General features: G+C 27.6%; 18 protein-coding genes. 11 read left to right on the top strand and 7 right to left on the bottom strand.

The features are described 5' to 3' along the window. The first annotated feature begins 402 nt into the window (after nt 1–402). The 4 genes from RT714_RS12805 to RT714_RS12795 all read left to right on the top strand — a co-directional run bounded on the left by RT714_RS12805 (nt 403) and on the right by RT714_RS12795 (nt 3,808). Nucleotides 403–1,077 (top strand): HD domain-containing protein, encoded by a 675-nt coding sequence (locus RT714_RS12805; protein WP_313758129.1) that lies wholly within the window; start codon nt 403–405, stop codon nt 1,075–1,077. A gap of 62 nt (nt 1,078–1,139) precedes the next feature. Further along, nucleotides 1,140–1,235: a VOC family protein gene (locus RT714_RS15980; protein ID WP_399326927.1), complete on the top strand. Its 96-nt coding sequence runs from the start codon at nt 1,140–1,142 to the stop codon at nt 1,233–1,235. A gap of 1,125 nt (nt 1,236–2,360) precedes the next feature. Continuing rightward, nucleotides 2,361–2,897 (top strand): sigma-70 family RNA polymerase sigma factor, encoded by a 537-nt coding sequence (locus RT714_RS12800; protein ID WP_313758128.1) that lies wholly within the window; start codon nt 2,361–2,363, stop codon nt 2,895–2,897. A 2-nt stretch (nt 2,898–2,899) separates the two neighbouring features. Further along, nucleotides 2,900–3,808: a DUF4367 domain-containing protein gene (locus RT714_RS12795; RefSeq protein WP_313758127.1), complete on the top strand. Its 909-nt coding sequence runs from the start codon at nt 2,900–2,902 to the stop codon at nt 3,806–3,808. Nucleotides 3,809–4,016: 208 nt separating this feature from the next. On the opposite strand, the gene RT714_RS12790 is transcribed toward RT714_RS12795, so the two are convergent. From RT714_RS12790 to RT714_RS12780, 3 genes are read right to left on the bottom strand one after another with little or no spacing between them, the layout of a single operon-like run. Continuing rightward, entirely contained in the window at nt 4,017–5,435 is a 1,419-nt protein-coding gene (locus RT714_RS12790) for a HAMP domain-containing sensor histidine kinase (protein ID WP_313758125.1), read from the bottom strand. 3 nt (nt 5,436–5,438) lie between these two features. Then, nucleotides 5,439–6,119, bottom strand: coding sequence for a response regulator transcription factor (locus RT714_RS12785; protein ID WP_313758124.1), 681 nt, complete (start codon nt 6,117–6,119; stop codon nt 5,439–5,441). Nucleotides 6,120–6,128: 9 nt separating this feature from the next. Continuing rightward, entirely contained in the window at nt 6,129–6,992 is an 864-nt protein-coding gene (locus RT714_RS12780) for a TraX family protein (protein ID WP_313758122.1), read from the bottom strand. A gap of 563 nt (nt 6,993–7,555) precedes the next feature. Here RT714_RS12780 and RT714_RS12775 point away from each other — a divergent pair. Together RT714_RS12775 and RT714_RS12770 are read left to right on the top strand one after the other, a co-directional pair. Next, a complete protein-coding gene (locus RT714_RS12775; protein ID WP_313758120.1) occupies nt 7,556–7,693 on the top strand; it encodes a MerR family DNA-binding transcriptional regulator in 138 nt (45 codons plus the stop codon). A 370-nt stretch (nt 7,694–8,063) separates the two neighbouring features. Beyond that, nucleotides 8,064–8,387 (top strand): DUF3841 domain-containing protein, encoded by a 324-nt coding sequence (locus tag RT714_RS12770; protein ID WP_313758118.1) that lies wholly within the window; start codon nt 8,064–8,066, stop codon nt 8,385–8,387. A 195-nt stretch (nt 8,388–8,582) separates the two neighbouring features. Here the strand turns inward: RT714_RS12770 and RT714_RS12765 are convergent, their stop codons facing one another. The 4 genes from RT714_RS12765 to RT714_RS12750 all read right to left on the bottom strand — a co-directional run bounded on the left by RT714_RS12765 (nt 8,583) and on the right by RT714_RS12750 (nt 10,821). Next, nucleotides 8,583–8,861, bottom strand: a complete 279-nt coding sequence (locus RT714_RS12765; protein ID WP_313758117.1) for a DUF3841 domain-containing protein — start codon at nt 8,859–8,861, stop codon at nt 8,583–8,585. Nucleotides 8,862–8,977: 116 nt separating this feature from the next. Next, a complete protein-coding gene (locus RT714_RS12760) occupies nt 8,978–9,262 on the bottom strand; it encodes a hypothetical protein (protein ID WP_313758115.1) in 285 nt (94 codons plus the stop codon). Beyond that, a complete protein-coding gene (locus RT714_RS12755; protein WP_313758113.1) occupies nt 9,246–10,406 on the bottom strand; it encodes a M56 family metallopeptidase in 1,161 nt (386 codons plus the stop codon). Before RT714_RS12755 ends, RT714_RS12760 begins: the two co-directional genes overlap by 17 nt. A gap of 1 nt (nt 10,407) precedes the next feature. Continuing rightward, nucleotides 10,408–10,821 (bottom strand): BlaI/MecI/CopY family transcriptional regulator, encoded by a 414-nt coding sequence (locus RT714_RS12750; RefSeq protein WP_313758111.1) that lies wholly within the window; start codon nt 10,819–10,821, stop codon nt 10,408–10,410. 686 nt (nt 10,822–11,507) lie between these two features. Here RT714_RS12750 and RT714_RS12745 point away from each other — a divergent pair. From RT714_RS12745 to RT714_RS12725, 5 genes are all read left to right on the top strand, one after another. Continuing rightward, a complete protein-coding gene (locus tag RT714_RS12745; protein ID WP_313758110.1) occupies nt 11,508–13,097 on the top strand; it encodes a L,D-transpeptidase in 1,590 nt (529 codons plus the stop codon). 164 nt (nt 13,098–13,261) lie between these two features. Continuing rightward, a complete protein-coding gene (locus RT714_RS12740; protein ID WP_313758108.1) occupies nt 13,262–13,684 on the top strand; it encodes a hypothetical protein in 423 nt (140 codons plus the stop codon). 403 nt (nt 13,685–14,087) lie between these two features. Beyond that, the gene (locus RT714_RS12735) at nt 14,088–14,384 is read left to right on the top strand and encodes a hypothetical protein (protein ID WP_313758106.1); all 297 of its coding nucleotides are present in this window, start codon (nt 14,088–14,090) and stop codon (nt 14,382–14,384) included. Nucleotides 14,385–14,990: 606 nt separating this feature from the next. Further along, on the top strand, nt 14,991–15,158 hold the full coding sequence (locus RT714_RS12730; RefSeq protein ID WP_313758104.1) for a hypothetical protein: 168 nt from the start codon (nt 14,991–14,993) through the stop codon (nt 15,156–15,158). A gap of 12 nt (nt 15,159–15,170) precedes the next feature. Then, nucleotides 15,171–15,362: a hypothetical protein gene (locus tag RT714_RS12725; RefSeq protein ID WP_313758103.1), complete on the top strand. Its 192-nt coding sequence runs from the start codon at nt 15,171–15,173 to the stop codon at nt 15,360–15,362. Nucleotides 15,363–15,479: the final 117 nt, after the last annotated feature.

The following is a 15,479-nucleotide window of genomic DNA, read 5'->3' as shown; positions in this document are numbered from 1 at the left end:
TTATTATCTTCTCAAGGCATGTTGAAGTCGTAACATGGATTGTGAGGGAGTGAAACAATTGAAAAATCTGATGTATTACCTATGCCATGCTTGTCCAATAATATGAGCAGAGTGAGATGTGATTGGCAACAAGTTACGGCGGAGGATATAATTTTGATGACGTGTTGTGGTTCAGAGGAGAAATAAAACGGTTTGACTACAACATATAGTGATTCGAAGGCGAAATTTCAACTAAAAATCAGTGAAAGTACCGTTTTTGTCCTTGTTTTTAGGGGCATTTTATATATGACATCGGATAATTACAGTGATGGCAGGAAAGAAATAGAATAATTTTATGATGAGTTTGTTGGATTTTATATAATGAGTATAATTGAAAAGTATGAAACAATGGAGGGGATATTAATGAATATAGATACAAAACATAAAAAAATTATTGAAATTGTCCAGGACAAATTAACTTGTTCAGCTCATAATTTAGATCACATATTTAGGGTTTATAATCTTTGCTTGTTAATTGCCAAGTATGAGAAAAATGTTGATTTAGAGGTTCTGATTCCATCAGCATTGTTGCATGATATTGCTAGAGTAGAAGAGAGTAAAGATAAAATAGGAGAACTTGACCATGCTATCTTGGGTAGTGAAATTGCAGAAGATATATTAAGAAGATTACAATATGAGGAAGAAAAAATCGAAAAGATAAAGCACTGTATTATAGCGCATAGATTTAGGACTGGAAATGAACCTAATACAATTGAAGCAAAAATACTTTTTGATTCAGATAAGCTTGATGCTATAGGTGCAAGTGGAATTGCACGTACTTTTATGTTAGCAGGACAATTTGGACAAAGATTAATAGCAAACGAGCCACTTAATGACTATCTCGAATCTAATACTGTTGAAAAAGGACGGTTAAAAGATATCTCAAAACATACACCTTTCATTGAGTATGAAGTGAAGTTTAAAAAAATCCCCAATAAATTGTATACAAAAAAGGCTAAAGAAATTGGAAAAGAAAGACTTAAATTTATGGAAGATTATTTTAATAGGTTAATGTTAGAGATAGATGGCATTAAGTAAAGTTAAGACATAGTTCTCATATTATGTTAGGTAATTTATATTCTGTATAGAAAGTGCGGTAAATAAAAATAATTCAATCTGTTGTACACGTTGCTTTAGTAGTAAAAGACTATGATGAAGCTATAGAATTTTATACAAAAAATTTCATTTTACACTAATTGAAGATACATACCAACCTGAACAAGATAAATTCATCGGAAATCAGGCGGGAGGACGGGTTTTTTTATTTCTTGGAACAGATAACTCTTGAAGAGATTATAACGAAATGATAGAAAAGAGCATAGAATTTGTTAGAGAGCCAAAAGAACAATTATATTATCTTTAGAATTAAATTCAAAAATGTCAATAGCACTGAGATGTAAAAGTCTTAGTGTTTTCGTTTGGCAAAACTAAATACAGAAAATAAAGGAGGATAAGTTTTTAGGTTAGCATATCAGACCAAATAAATTTAGCCTCCTTTTTATAGCTGAAAACATAAAGGAAGGAATTACGGTGAAAAATAAAATTACTACCCTGCGTTTATTTAGTCCACTTCTTCCCCGTATCTAAATGGAGCAATATCGAAAACAACCTCATCTTAGGGCATACGCTCTTAAAGTCCGTCCTGCGTTAGATTAACTGATATTCTGGTCTATTTGATGGTTGCTCTCAAATGATTTAGAATAACCTCCACCTAGGGTTCGATTCCTATACCATTTTATAGTTTGGGTGAAGAAGACGGAAGTTCTGTGCTTTCGGATTTTTTATGAACTAAACTCAAATCAATTTGATAAGAAAATTTTATTGCAGGAAGGTAGAGTTTACAAAAGAGGACACAAAAAGCGGGGAATAAATTTATTTTACATAGTATGATTTTCATAGGTAGGTGTGCTAATGAGTGTTTTTACTTTACTTCAGCGGAATATAAAGTGGCGCTTTCACTATTGTAATGACAATTCTACCTATAATTGTGCTATATTTCAGCACTATATTAGAACCATATAATTATAGAAAATCTGAACAATCTGGTTTTTATTTTATCTTTTATACAAGAATAAGACTTATGATAATATAATAAAATGAATAGTTGTGTGAAGGGCGGACTTGCCAAAATGCAAGGACCCAAAGCCAAGAGTCTAAAGTGGGAGTGGGTATTATTAATAGAAAAGAAATAGATTTAAATGGCAGGGGTCATAGTATTTTACGCTAATATTAAAAAAATAAAATATAGAGAACCATATATGATTGTTATCCATCTAATAAGTGTAATACTTAGCTAAGTAAAAGAGGAATAGGAGGATAAAATGGAACTGATATCATTTTCTAAATATAGAAAAAAGACAAAAGTATATAAAGCGAAGAAAGGAGACAATGAAGCATTTTTAGCACTTATAGATGAAAATAGATTAAACATTTATAGAGTGGCTAGAGGAATTTTGAAAAATGAAGAAGATATAAAAGATGCTATTCAAAATACATTGATTAAAGCATTTCAGAATGTTCGTACCTTGAAAAAAGATGAGTATTTTAAAACTTGGCTGATAAGAATATTAATCAATGAGTGTAATCAAATATTGAGGAAAAACAAAGGAAATATGTTTTTAGATGAAAATGTTGGAGATATAGGGGAACAATATACCGATGATTATAAAAATATGGATTTAGTTAGAGCAATAAATTTATTAGATGAAGAATTACGGATATTGATTACGTTATTCTATTTTGAAGATATTTCAGTTAAGGATATATCGAAAATTTTAAATATTTCACAAGGGACAGTCAAATCAAGGCTTAGTAGGGCTAGATCAAAGCTAAGAGAAACATTAGGGGAGGACTATTAATTATGGTGAATAATGATAAGATGTTTGATGCTAAGATGAAAGAAAAATTTAAGAAAGAATTGAACAAAATACCAGAAGATATTAATAAAGAATTTGACAATATCTTAAGTGTTATCAAAAATAGAGAGGAAGAAAATATGAAAAAGACAACAAATATGAAAAAGACAACAAATATGAAAAAAAGAGGCATTATAGCTGCATCTGTTTTATGTGCATTGACAATAACCATGCAAACAGCTTTTGCACAAGAGTTGGTAGACAAAATTATTAGATCTCTATCTCTAAACAATATAACAATATTTGAAAGCCAAGATATTAAATGGAAGGACCAAGAAATACCTGAAGCAGCTAAAGGAAAAATATTTGATAAAGATGGAAATATAATAAAAAAGATTACATTGGCTAACAAAGATGAAATGTATAATGGAAATGGAGAAAAGGTTTTTGGAATAGATTCTGATGGAACATTGATAACAGAGGCAGTACAAAAAGAAAATATGGAGAAAAATGCAAAAGAGAATCTAGTTGATGATGTAATAGTTAAAGATCCTAAGAAAATAAATGGATATACTTGTTTTGATATAAAGTTACCAGCTTATTTGCCAGAAAGATTTGAATTTGATTATGTTGAGTTTTATAAAGATGATAATGGAAAGATTTTTGATGGGGGATGTGGCGTATATTATATAAATAACAAAACAGAAGAAATAGTATCCATATTTCAGACCTATATATGTGAAGAATCATCCAGTGAAACATTTTTTAACAATGTTCAAAAAGTAAAAATAAATGGTGAAGAAGCTATTATAGGAGATGAGGGAATTGTTTGGGAAACAAATGGTGTAAGATATTTAATGTACACTAATTTTGGAAGAGACGAAAATGTGAAAATTGCTGAATCAATAAAGTAGTCATGGAAAAGCCAGTAGTTATTAATTAAGAAGATTGTATATTTTTAAATCATTGAATTAATCAAGTTTTTAAGGAGAAAAATGGATTTCACTTTATCAATGTCAGATGTATTATGTGGAAAATAAAATTATCCAGAAAGAAGGAGTGAAATCCTCTAATATTAGGGCAAAAAGCTTACTTTTATAAGTCGGACTTATAAAAGTAAGCTTATTTTGCTTTTAAACTGAAATTAATAATAGCACCCTTTGGCTTATTATTTAAGGACTTAATACTTCCGCCATGCTTCTCTACAATGGTTTTAGCTATATACATGCCAAGACCGGAATGTCCATCTTTAAAAGAACGGGATTTATCTCCTTTATAGAATTTATTAAATATATTTTTTAAATCCTCATTGCTAAAGCCTTTTCCAGTATCTATAATAGAAAATTCTATTTCCTCATCTTTGCATAAAATATTTAATTCTATAAATTCGCCTTTTTCCGTATATCTAATGCTATTGGATATACAATTATCTATTATTTGTTCTAGAGCATGGATGTCAAATTTAGCTGCAAAACTTTTTTCACGTAAATCCAATATATCCATTTTAAAATTGATGTCTTTTTCTTCACATAAAAGTTTATAATCTTTTTGTTTTAATTCTAGAAACTTTGCAATATTAATTTCAATAGGTTCTAAAACAAAATTTGGGTTTTCAATACTAGATAATTTATTCATATCATCCAATAAGATTAAAGCTCTTTCGTTATTTCTTTTAATGACATCTATATAATCTTTAAATTTATCTTCTTTAGCTGTTCCATCTATTAATGCCTCAGAGTAAGTGTTTACAATAGTAAGTGGTGTTTTTAAATCATGAGCAATACTCTCTATATTCTCACGTCTTTTTTCTTCTATATCCCATTGTCTTATAAGAGAATCTTTAAGATTTATTCGCATATCCTCAAAGGCATTGCATAGTTTTGTAAACTCATTATTTTCATTGTATTCAACGGTAAAGTCTAAGTCCTGATTTTTAATTTTTTCTGATGCTTCTAGTAATATATTTAATGGCTTATTTATACCTTTGCTTAATTTTTTAGCATAGATAAATGTAAATATAATTATAAAGATAAATGGGAAAAATATTAAAGAATTGTGTAATAGTGCTAATAAATTATTTTTCGTTCTCTGTGTACTTATTAAACTATAATTTAATACAATAGCTCCCTTAATATTGCTATTTTTATCGAAAATAGGGATTACTCTAGCGAAAGAATTTCTGTTAAAGAATTTAGTAGAGTTTATACTAGTAATTAGATCTTTTTTATCTTCTATTATTTTTTTATCTAAGGTTCCATAGATTATATTTCCATTATTATCTAATACTTGATATAGTATTCCTTGGTGTGGTACGATTTCATTCATCTTATTTTCAAAACCCTTATCTAATACATAGTCATGATTTTCATTTATCTTTTTAATTATATCTCCAATTTGCCTTTCATAGTAATTAGCAGGATATCTAATATAGTCAAAAATTTCAAACCATATGGAAAAAGAAAAAATGGAAAAAATAAAACTTAAAGCTAGTATTTTTATAAAGGTTATTATAAATTGATTTTTAAAACTTTTATTTTTCATATTCTATTTCTCCCATTTATAGCCGAATCCCCATACAGTTTTAATATATTCATTTTCTTTGTTGATAGAGGCTATTTTAGATCTAATATTCTTAATATGCTCTGTAACTGTAGAAGTATCACCTAATCCATCATAGCCCCAAATTTTATCATAAATTTGATCTTTTGAAAAAACTTGCCCTGGATTTAAGGATAGAAGTTCCACAATTTCAAATTCTTTTTTGGTTAAATTTATATCTTCATTATTTACTTTTACATTTAAACCCTTTAAATTTATATCTAAATTTCCAAAATGGAGAAAAGTATTTTTCTCCATTTTGGAAATTCTTTTTTCTCGTCTTAAATGTGCTTTAACTCTAGAAACTAATTCTTTTAAACTAAAGGGTTTAGTTATATAATCATCTCCGCCAATAGCAAGTCCTTTGATTTTATCTATTTCACTATCTCTTGCAGATAGAAATAATATTGGACAATCCACATTATCCCTTATAAGACTACAAACATTAAAACCATCCATATCAGGCATCATAATATCTAGGATAATAAGATCTGGTTTTTTCCTAGACATTTCAATTCCATTAAAGCCATTATAGGCAGTCAGGACATTGTATCCATTGGATTCAAGTGTATCTTTAATTATCATAACTAGGTCTTTTTCATCATCTATAATAAGAATAGTCTCCATAGTATCCTCCTAATATCTTAAACTATAAAGTAAAATTGATAACCCATACAATATATAAACATGAGCTGGATAGAATATATAAAATAATTTTTTCATAGATTTACCCTTTTCACCATTATACAAAAACATAGGAATCAAGGCAAATATAGCCATCCACTCATAATAATCTGTAAACATAAGCTTTAAACTAATGGGGCGAATATATACTAAAGGCATACCAATCATCCAAGCTAATATAAAAATACCAAAAGATATAAACTGCAGTTTTCTATTCTCGTGAAATATATACAATATAAGTCCAGTTAAAATTACATATATACCTCCCTCTACCATAAATGGATGTGGAAGAAAGCTAGTTATTATTATATAAATAATATTTGCTGTATCTATTGATGTAAATGGAAGAATTAAAAGTTGAAAAACAATGGCTATGGCATAGCTTATTATAAATGGTGATAATATTAATCCAATGCCCTTAAATATTTTCTTCTCTTTTATATAATCTATTCCTTTAAAGATTATAATTAAAATTACAAAAGTAGAAAATATACCATTCTCAGGACAAAATCCATCCCCTCTTTGAAATGGCTGATAAAACTGAATTATATATTTTACAAGGCTCATAAATATAGACATTAAATAAATTCTTTTAAAATACTTTTTCCTATTAGAAGTATGAATATATCCTTCTATCATTGTAAATAAAAACATCTCTCCTGCCAATCTACCAATCCATGAAAATGCCACAGGAATTTTACCTGTAAATTCAAAAAAATAGTGGATATGGTCAAGTAACATAAATATTAAAGCTAAAAGTTTAATTTGAAATCCCGTAAACCCTTTGGCTTCTTTTGTACTGTTCTCTAAAGTCATATAATAACCCCCTCATAAATTGCTATATATAGTCTAGCATCTAATTATAAAGAAATTATAAGGTTTATATAAAATGCGAAAAGGTTAATTGAAAAACTAATAAAACACATGATTTAGAGTATCTTGAATTTTCAACTTAGAGTATAACTTTGCCAAAAAGTGGAGGTTTCAAGATGAGAAGATAGGTGTGTTATAATAATATATAAACCAAGGGTTTACCATCTTCCTATGACATCATTATTATCTTCTCAAGACATGTTGAAGTCGTAACATGGATTGTGAGTGAGTGAAACAAGTGAAAAGTCCGATATATGACTCATGCCATGCTTGTACAATAACACGAGCATAGTATATACTTTATCATAAAACAAATTTAAAATATCAATAGTACTGAGATGTAAACATCTTGGTGCTTTTTTATATAAATTAAACATATTAAATATACAAATTAAAGGGGTAAGGGTTCAATAAACTTATAACTTATAAACTTTAATTATTTATCAAAAAAATACTTGACTCCAACCTAAGGTAAGAATTTATACTTAATTTTGAGGTGATGTTAAATGGTATATACAGTACAGGAGGTAGCTAAAATTTCTGGTATATCAATTAGAACGTTGTATCATTATCATAAAATTGGATTGTTAATTCCAGAAAGAGTTGCTGAAAACTATTCAGCTAAATACCAAATCTCTAATTAAGACTGTTGAACATCTATTAAAATCCTAAAATGCTCAATAATTATAAAATATATATGTTATTAAACAATAATTTAAGTTATAATATTTGTGCATTTTCAGAGCCTAATTTATAATACAGAAAGAATATCTCCTGCTCCGATTGAGTCTCAGATTATAGACGGGAATTGTACTGTGGGTTGTATATACTCAATTAATATTATAAAAGGAAAGTAATTTATTAATCTGGGTCATTTGATATTTCCAAGAACAAAAACAGCTTATGACATCAATTTTATTTTCTTAAGAAAAGCTTAAATGGTGCGTTTGCTTGAAGGTGGTTTTAGATTTAGTGCGAGTTACTATTTAAGTAACGAAAAAGGGGACTTTAAAAATGAAAATATGGACAATTCAATCAATAGATATTTGGGAAAAGTTAAAAGAAGAGGAGATTGTTACTTGTGATGAAAAATTAGCATCTTATTTAAAGGATGAAGAGTGTTCATTCTTAGAACCCTATAATTGGATTAGAAATAAAATGATAAATAGTATGGGTGATAGCTCTTATAAATCTGGTATATATCCTATATGGGGCTGGTATATTTATAATGGACTGCATAGGAAACCAGATCTAAGATATTCTGGACATGGAGAACATGGGGAACAAATGGCTTGTATTGAATTAGAGATTCCAGATAATAATGTGTTGATAGATTAAAGATTGTTTCTTACATATATAATTGTCAGATTTATTTTCGTATATATACTTTTATCCTCTTTATTCTTTCTATACTCATTTCTAATATTTTAAGTTTTCTATATTAAATATAAATGAATTTATTAATTATACAATAGGTCTACATGTATTTTAAAAATTTTGCTTAGACAATAAATCTAATTAAAACAATAATTCCTATCTTGCCTTAAATATTTGCACTTTTCTTACTTCATTAAGCTTCAATTCCCAAAATGTACCTTGAATATATTTACCTGACGAATTAAATCCATTATTTAAGGATTTTTTTATACTAAATATCTTATCCCATGATTTTTCAATTACATCTTGTTTCTCTTGGCTTGACAATTTATCTAACCATTCCCATTCAGCATCAAGTTCTTCTTCATTTATACTATCTCCTATATACCAATTATTCAAAACATAATGCCATAAATCAAAGTCACTTAATAACAATACTAAGATTTCAGATGGAAATAATATAAAAGGTGATTGGAATTTACAAATGGATAAAATCCACGAATGTCATATACCATTCGTGGATTTTGCTTAATAAGATTTGGTCACTTTTTTTAACAAGCCTCCCACTCACCGATCCATTTTCCTTTTGAGTAATTATATTGGCGCCTATATACTTTTCCGTTTACTGACTTATACCTCCAGTCAATGATATCAGAAAAAGGAGTTATTAAGTGATCGGATTGTAGATTTTCTGTAATCTGAACAACTGTACTGGATTGTGCTTTTGTTTCTACTGTATCTAGACTGGCAGCAGATACAACAATAGATGAAAGGGTTTTGATAATACAAATTGAGATAATGAATACAGGGATTTTCCTTCTAATTTTTCTCATCATTTTGCACCTCTTTTATATTTTTATATATGGATAGATTTGCATAGGAATCTTTAATTTCATTGACAGTACCAAAAAATTGATCATTAATGTAAAGATCATAAGTGTTGTCTTGATTCTGAATTAAATATGAGTTTTCATTTGTAAGCTCAACCGTACCGTAAGCATCATTTGGAGGTATAAAATATGGCTCAAATACGAAAAAGAAAGATAAAACAACCAAAAATAGTATAGGTATGGTTAGAAAAATACTCTTAAATCTAAATTTTTCTTTTTGATTAGAGTTTTCCAAAACTATATGAAATCGCTGCGAGAGCATAGAAGTACTTTCACTATCAAAGGTTAATGCTAGTTTATTCAATTGTCTATTAGCATTATATTTAGCTATTTTTAAAAGACATTCCAGATATTCAATTCGTTCCAATTCATCCATTGATTTTGTAATAGTAAGATCTGTATGTATTTCAAGCACTTTGGATACTTGTTTTTTTAGCAAATATATAAAAGGGTTCCACCAATAGATGATACATAAAAACTCAATAATTATTTTAACCCATAAATCACCATGATAGTAGTGGGCGATTTCATGACTTAAAATGTAATGCCACTCATTTTGTGAAAACTCTAGCTGAGGAACAACAATCCATGGTTTTAATACCCCAAGTATCATAGGGGTAGAAATCATATCAGTTTGAATAATTTTAAAGTTCACTGATTTGTTGTAGTTTTGAAGGATTTTCTGTAAAGTATTTTGAACCTGTATGTTTTTTACTACAGGTAATTTACTTATTGTTTTCTTAAAATGTTTATAAGATTGTAGTATTCTACTCAATTGAATAATAGCTCCTATTAACCAAATTACATAGATAACATGATGGAAACAGATATTATAATTACTTGATGCTATTATTGGTATTTCGAAGAAAAAAACGATTTTCGGAAGCACCCGCTTAAAAGCTAAATTATTTGCAAAAGTAAATTCAACTGGAATAAACAATCTGATCATAATAATTGCTATACAGAAAAACAAGGAACCGACTCCGATTTCCTTGATGAGCCTATTATTTTTTAAAAAAAGCCATATTAAGATAATCAATGCACTGCTAAAAAATAAAACGGTTATAAAAGCAGTAAAGGAGAAGAACATTTTAATCCTCTCCTTCGAGAAGCTTTTTTCTCTCTTTAAGCATTTTTTCCAACTCCTCTATAACAATTTTTTCGTTTTTTTCGTGTTCTAACAGTGTGGCAACAATACTAGGTGTAGAAATACTTTTATTTAGATTTTGAAATTGCTTGACAAATTGTTGCAGAGAAAAGTCATTTGAACTTATGGTTGGCTGATAGCTACGCGAAAGAACAGTTCCGCTATATACAATATCTGCAACTTCAATGAGATTTTTTTTCAGTAATTTTCTTAAAACAGCTTGTGCTGTATTGATACTTATAGAATTATCTATCCTAGGGATATCGGAAGCCAGCAGCGGCTTTTCAGCGGTCCACAAAATATTTAAGATATCTAATTCTCTATTAGTTAATTTAAAACGATTATTTTGTCTTGGCATTGAAAACTCTCCCTTAATACATTAAATATCTAAATTATTGTTAATTTTATTATAAGTATAAAAGTAAAATATGTCAACGTTTAGGATAATATTAAGTTATAAAATATACTATGTATATACTTGACAGAATACATAATATTTGATTTAATTAGATTGTATTTAAAATACAGTAACAATAATTCAAATATGATATTTATAAATTACTCAAGGATAACTCGTTTTAATGTAAGAAACATAAAAGAAGTTGATACCTATTATTTATAAAATAAAAAGATAACTTTTTATTATAAAATTTAAAATGATATTAATATTTATGCTGATTTGATAATAACTTAAATAGGTATTTTTCACTTATCTATATAACTATAAACAATACTATATATCTGCAGAATACAACTTTTAAAATTTTAGTAAATTGTCCACAATAAAACTTGCAATTTATGAATAAATTAAAAAGGGGGGATTCCAATGATTTAACTATTTGTTTAATTAACTTTATGATATTTAGTATTAGGTACAAGTTTTTATAATGAAGGCACTTTGGAGTAAATACAGTAATTATTTTTATAGAATACAGATATGTAAAGCATTTCAAGTTATAACTACAGCTATTAAAATATTTACTCCATCATAGAAATTTACTCGCATTAGGTAAATAGAAAAACTAATTGGGGAGATGAAATATTATGAAGAAAATTATTAGTGCCATTTTAGTAATAACAATGATTTTTGCTTTGTTTCTAATAGTTGAAGCATCTGAACAAAACAGTACTTATAATTACAGAGATTTGTTTAACAAATATCTTAATTCTGATGGTGCTATTTCAGAGGGAATAAGATACGAAATGGCAGACATCTTTTTAGAGAATCCAGAGGAATTTGCATACTATATGTCAGAGATTGATACTGAATCACAGGAGCAAGTAGCCTTTGCAATATGTGCAGAGTTTGCAGTCAGGGATTCAGAAGAATTAAAGAACTTTGAAAGTGTTTTAAATGACACTATAAATTCTCAGACTGTTAATGAAAAATCATTTTCTGTTTTAGAACTTATAACTAAGCTATATGAAAGCAGTTATGAAGATTTGACTGCAGTATCTATAGAGGAATCTGCTCCTATTGAAAGTTTTGATGTTGAAGCCATACAAAATCAAATTAATGTGAATCAAATCAATGAAGGGCATTTAGATGAAGAATTTGCTTTTAATATGGCTCAAAATTATAGTTTAGATCCTATTTTATTTGCAAAATCGCTGACTCCATTTGACAGAACTACGGTAAGTAAAGTGGCAGAAAACATTGCTTATTTCAATGTGAATATGTCAATGAATAAATCGTACTTAACTTCTAATAGCAGAATTGGAGAACAATTAAAATATTCATTAGATGATTTGGCCTCCAATGAAAAACAGATTTTAGATTTTTTGCAAACAGAAATTAAGCAATATGAAGATAATAATATTGGATTAATAGAAGAAAAAGTAGAAGAATCAAGTATTGATATTTTTTCAACACAGAGACCTATTATTGGGAATATTTTATATACTAGCAAGATTGAGGCAGGAAAAACTGCAAATTTAAATGTTACTTTTAGAGAAACCACCGCTGTGAAGACAACTAGAACTTATTATGCTAAAGTCTATTGCATACGAAATGGCTCAACATATTTAAAAGACTCTAGACAATTTTCAATACCTTCTGGGAAAAGTGAATCAACCGTAAACTTCTCAGTTGCACTATCCCATGCTGGAAGTTTTTATACAAAAGTTGAAGTTTACTCTTCACCGAATGGATCATTACTTGTCAGTAGAACTGGATCAAATCCTGATATTTCAAAAGGTAATTGGAAAATTAAAGTTTCATTATATAAGGATCGAAATAAGGTAGGAAATTATTATCTATATAATGCAGGGGGAGATTTAATTCAATCAGGTTCTGCTTTAGGGAGATCTGCATCTAATGAATCAATGAGTACACGTAATGGAAATACACCTATAGGAAATTATACCGGTTATATAGGTGCTGTACAGAATGATACTGCAGCATATGGTCCTTATAAAGTAGTAGTAATGAATGGTGACAATAATTATTATGTTCCAAGATACCGTGATGGTATTTGGATACATGGTGGTCGCAGCCAAAGTACATTACAGCCGACAAATGGCTGTGTAAGAATATTTAATACTGATCAAAAAAAATTGCAAGATAATATAACCGACTTAACAAAAACCTCCAATGGACATAATAGAACTGGTAAAATTTCTATTACTGAATAATTTATAATAAATACTACAAAAATTTTAGCAATTAGTTCTGTATGGTGACTATTGAATGAAGATAGTTATCATATAGAACCATGCTATTAATTAGTAATTTACTTTTATAATAATATAGTTTAAAGTTTTGTTTAAAGTAATTCTTTAGAAAAGGATGATAATTGATGAAAAAAAATATGTCTATTATATTTCTAGTTGTGTTTATTATTGTTACATTAATTTTATTTATGATACATGTAAATAAAAACAATAACAAGATTTCTGAAGATGAAAAATATACAAAACTGTTTAATGATGCATTGGTAGCTGATGGTGCTTATGCAGAGGGCTTTTATTCAGAATTAAGTAATCTTTTTTTAAGAGAGCCAGATTATTTTATTGAACAACTATCACTACTGAATAAAGATGAAAGAGAAACTATTTCTTTTAATGTTGCATTTATTATGTGTATCAATGAACCTGAATTAAACAAGAAATTTGAAAGTACTCTATCTGGAATAGAACATAAGGATAATAATTTAGAATTTAATACTACTTTAGATAACTTAATTAAAAATTATGAATCAATAAAAAATGATAATGATTAGTTAAATAATAATTAAAAAATCCTATTATCTATTAATTAATATTCCTTATCTCTGAACGCAAGATAAAAAGAAGGAGAAATAGTATTTTTTAAAAACTCAGACTTAAATCTATTATCAATTTATTTATCATAAAAGATGAATCAAGATAAAAAAATAAATTTTTAGAATTAAGTTTAGTTAGCTATAGTTTTTTAATGCTCTGTAAACACTCTTTTTACATTATTGTGCAAGAGTGTTTAAACTGATCAATAAGTCAGGTAGGCATCATTAATATTAATTATAAACTACTGCTAAGGGTAACAATCAATATCGTATAATAAGGTACTAGGATATTTGAAAGAGTTAATGTAATAAAGGATATATAGAATATTAATATTTTATGATACAATAGGGAGATTTTTCTATGAAGAGGAAAAAGACATTAATCATCATAGGTATATTAATTATCATTATATTTTCTATAGTTTTATATATGAGAAGTCAATCAATCCATGTAAGAAGTAAAGATGGAGAATGGGAAGCTTATTATAGAAGAGAATTTCAAGACCCAAAAGGAACATGGAGTGGATATCTATACTATAGGGGAAAAAACAATGTAACAAAAGCATCGGCTATATTTATGGTAAATGAAAAACTATACACTGGAAATGATGGGTTTGATAAAAATATCTTGTTTTTAAATAGTAGCTGTGTGTTATAGTAATATAAGATTTATAATATGCCTAATAAGATCTATTTAATCCTTTTTAGTAAAAAAATTACTAAGAAGGATTTTTTTATTTAATAAGAAATTTCTATTTTCCTATTAAATAAAAAACAAGTAAGAACAGTATCAGGAGAAGCTTGAAAAGTAAATGAAGTAAACTTCTATCACTATGAAAGAAAATAGGGAGTTTTTCAAGAAAAGTAAAAATAATATAACGATTCTGTAATTAATAAGCTCAGAAGAAAAACATTTCAGTGAACTATAAGAACATTTTTAATTCTAATTAATTTATTGCTAATAACATTGCCAAGATATTCATGATTTGTAGAGTTTATTGTAGTTGGAAAGGTAATACTTTTGATGGAAAATAGTTTGAAACTTAATAGGAATCAGCATAAGTTTATATAATATCTATATTATTAATGGTATAATAATAGTGAAAGTGATTGTAAATTAGGAGGAATAAGCAGAACCCTAGCAAAAATATTGAAGAAGTATTAAGGGATGGATTAAAGCTGGAAAAGCTTATTATAGATAAAGAAGAAACTGAAATAATAAAAAGGATTTTTAAAGACTACTTTTATGGAAAAGGGGAAACAAATGAAAGTATATTATAATTCTAGTCTATGGAAAAAATTCAAAGGAATATCTGGTAGACCTCAACAAGTAAACTTGAAAATTCAAAATAATAGATCAAAAAGATTTATTCCTACTATATATCATTTTTCAAAAGGAATTGTATTCGATATAATTACTATTATAGATTAAGATGAGTATAGTATGTTTTATGAGAAATATAAAGATATAGAGGGCAATTTAACACCATTGGAAGAATGTATAATAGAACAAGAAAGTCCATATCAAGCTATGACAATAAAGGATATATTGATAAATGGAAGGAAAGTAGAAGAAGGTTATTCTTCTAGCGGTTCAATATGCATATACATACTTTATTATCTATCCCTAGTTTAGAGAAACAAGATAAGTTTAAATTTGTTTTGGAAGGGATTAATATAAAAATCTATGATGGTGAAGAATATGAATTCAGATTATAAGAATGTATAATTAAATAGTCGGATATAAGTCAGT

This window comes from Tissierella sp., assembly GCF_032104385.1.
In the GTDB taxonomy this organism is placed as follows: Bacteria; Bacillota; Clostridia; order Tissierellales; family Tissierellaceae; genus Tissierella.
The sequence above is the reverse complement of the archived record's forward strand: the minus strand, read 5'-3'. Positions and strand labels throughout refer to the sequence as shown.

Excerpts from the sequence above, each read along its gene's own strand:
- RT714_RS12735 (WP_313758106.1), top strand. The coding sequence starts at position 14,088 with ATGAAGAGGAAAAAGACATTAATCATCATAGGTATATTAATTATCATT.
- RT714_RS12785 (WP_313758124.1), bottom strand. The coding sequence starts at position 6,119 with ATGGAGACTATTCTTATTATAGATGATGAAAAAGACCTAGTTATGATA.
- RT714_RS12740 (WP_313758108.1), top strand. The coding sequence starts at position 13,262 with ATGAAAAAAAATATGTCTATTATATTTCTAGTTGTGTTTATTATTGTT.
- RT714_RS12730 (WP_313758104.1), top strand. The coding sequence starts at position 14,991 with ATGAAAGTATATTATAATTCTAGTCTATGGAAAAAATTCAAAGGAATA.
- RT714_RS12725 (WP_313758103.1), top strand. The coding sequence starts at position 15,171 with ATGTTTTATGAGAAATATAAAGATATAGAGGGCAATTTAACACCATTG.
- RT714_RS12805 (WP_313758129.1), top strand. The coding sequence starts at position 403 with ATGAATATAGATACAAAACATAAAAAAATTATTGAAATTGTCCAGGAC.
- RT714_RS12800 (WP_313758128.1), top strand. The coding sequence starts at position 2,361 with ATGGAACTGATATCATTTTCTAAATATAGAAAAAAGACAAAAGTATAT.
- RT714_RS12770 (WP_313758118.1), top strand. The coding sequence starts at position 8,064 with ATGAAAATATGGACAATTCAATCAATAGATATTTGGGAAAAGTTAAAA.
- RT714_RS12780 (WP_313758122.1), bottom strand. The coding sequence starts at position 6,992 with ATGACTTTAGAGAACAGTACAAAAGAAGCCAAAGGGTTTACGGGATTT.
- RT714_RS12760 (WP_313758115.1), bottom strand. The coding sequence starts at position 9,262 with ATGATGAGAAAAATTAGAAGGAAAATCCCTGTATTCATTATCTCAATT.
- RT714_RS12755 (WP_313758113.1), bottom strand. The coding sequence starts at position 10,406 with ATGTTCTTCTCCTTTACTGCTTTTATAACCGTTTTATTTTTTAGCAGT.
- RT714_RS12790 (WP_313758125.1), bottom strand. The coding sequence starts at position 5,435 with ATGAAAAATAAAAGTTTTAAAAATCAATTTATAATAACCTTTATAAAA.
- RT714_RS12795 (WP_313758127.1), top strand. The coding sequence starts at position 2,900 with ATGGTGAATAATGATAAGATGTTTGATGCTAAGATGAAAGAAAAATTT.
- RT714_RS12775 (WP_313758120.1), top strand. The coding sequence starts at position 7,556 with ATGGTATATACAGTACAGGAGGTAGCTAAAATTTCTGGTATATCAATT.
- RT714_RS12745 (WP_313758110.1), top strand. The coding sequence starts at position 11,508 with ATGAAGAAAATTATTAGTGCCATTTTAGTAATAACAATGATTTTTGCT.
- RT714_RS12750 (WP_313758111.1), bottom strand. The coding sequence starts at position 10,821 with ATGCCAAGACAAAATAATCGTTTTAAATTAACTAATAGAGAATTAGAT.